1 protein-coding gene is annotated in these 1,439 nt (G+C 55.4%); it reads right to left on the bottom strand.

Going from position 1 to position 1,439, the window contains the following annotated elements; translation table 11 throughout:
- Positions 1-34: 34 nt before the first annotated feature.
- Positions 35-1,377, bottom strand: a protein-coding gene (locus tag QP119_RS11425; RefSeq protein ID WP_423777808.1) for an IS3 family transposase whose coding sequence is annotated in 2 segments (ribosomal slippage) — positions 35-936 and positions 936-1,377 — 1,344 coding nt in all. Because the reading frame shifts where the segments join, the coding sequence is not laid out codon by codon here.
- Positions 1,378-1,439 lie beyond the last annotated feature (62 nt).

The following is a 1,439-nucleotide window of genomic DNA, read 5'->3' as shown; positions in this document are numbered from 1 at the left end:
TGAACTAGCCCCCGAAAGTTGGACTGGTTTAATTCTAAGCGGTTAGGGGTTCAAGGGTCTGATTCCGATATTGCATCGGGGTCAGGCCCTTGAGTCGTTGTTGGATGCGTTCGGTGTTGTACCACCCGATGTACTCATCGATCGCCTGGTTGAACTCTGCGACGGTGTCGAAGACTTCACCGTGGTACATCTCTGTCTTCAAGTGTCCAAAGAAGTTCTCCATGACCGCGTTGTCGTAGCAGTTGGCTTTACGCGACATCGACTGCACACCACCGTTGTCGCCGATCAGGTCACGCCAGGAGGCATGCTGGTACTGGAAGCCTTGATCGGTGTGCATCATCCACCCGGGTTCAGGCGCACACGCCGCGATCGCCTTGGATAAAGAATCGGCGGTAAAGGCTGTCGACGGCGATGTGGCCACGGTGTGAGCGACGATGGAGCGGTCGAACAAGTCCATCACCGGTGACAAATACACCTTGCGGCCTTGGACCCTGAACTCGGTGACGTCGCTGACAAAGACGGTGTTTGGCTTATCCGGGGTGAACTTGCGGTCGAGTGTGTTGTCGGCGATGTGGCTGATCGTCCCAGCGTAGGAAACATAAGGCCTGCGTTGGCGGACCTTGGCTCGCAGCCCCATCTCGCGCATGAGTTTGTAGACGAGCTTGTGGTTGACCACCCAGCCCTGGTTACGCAGATCGAGTAGTACTCGCCGGTAGCCGTAGCGATGCTTGTTACGTTCGAAGCTTTCCCGAATCGCATCTTTAAGCGCGGCGTGCTTATCCGGTTGGCTGAGTCGTTTCTGGTGGTAGAAGAATGTCGACCGTGGGATACCAGCTGCCTCTAGGAGGTATTCCAAGCGGTGGTGCGACTTGAGAATGACGATCGCCTGGACTTTCAGGCGCGTCCCTGATTCCTCAAGTCCCGCAATTTTTTTAGATAAGCGTTTTCCGCTTCCAACCGCGCGATCTGACGGCGCAGCTGCTCTTCCTCGCTAAGCCGCTTCGGGACGGCCGAGCCTCTGGGCCTGCCTTTCGGCTTCGGTTTTAGTGCCTCATCGCCACCTTTGCGCCATTTCCACACCCAGTCTTTGACGAGTTGGTCTGACGACAGGCCAAACTCATGGGCAAGATCCATTCTTGTCTCGCCAGCAAGGTGGCGTTGGACAACTTCCTTTTTGATCTCGAACGAGTACTGCTGCTTTGTCGGTTTCTCCACAAGACATAGCCTGCCATGCAGCTGAAACCGACGGTACAACGTACGGACGGCGTATTTGGAGACACCCAGAGCATTGGCAGCGGCTATAGAGCCCATGCCTTGCTCGAAAAGCTCAACCAACTGCTCGCGCTGCCGCTCACTTAGCGAACTTCGTGCTCTCAAAGAAAACTACTCCCCACTAGTCGGTAACTGATTTCTCAGTCCAACTAATGGGGAGCAGTTCA

The sequence above is a fragment of the Corynebacterium frankenforstense genome, from assembly GCF_030211955.1.
Lineage (GTDB): Bacteria > Actinomycetota > Actinomycetes > Mycobacteriales > Mycobacteriaceae > Corynebacterium > Corynebacterium frankenforstense_A.
Note: the sequence above shows the minus strand (reverse complement) of the source record. Positions and strands in the feature narration are given on the sequence as shown.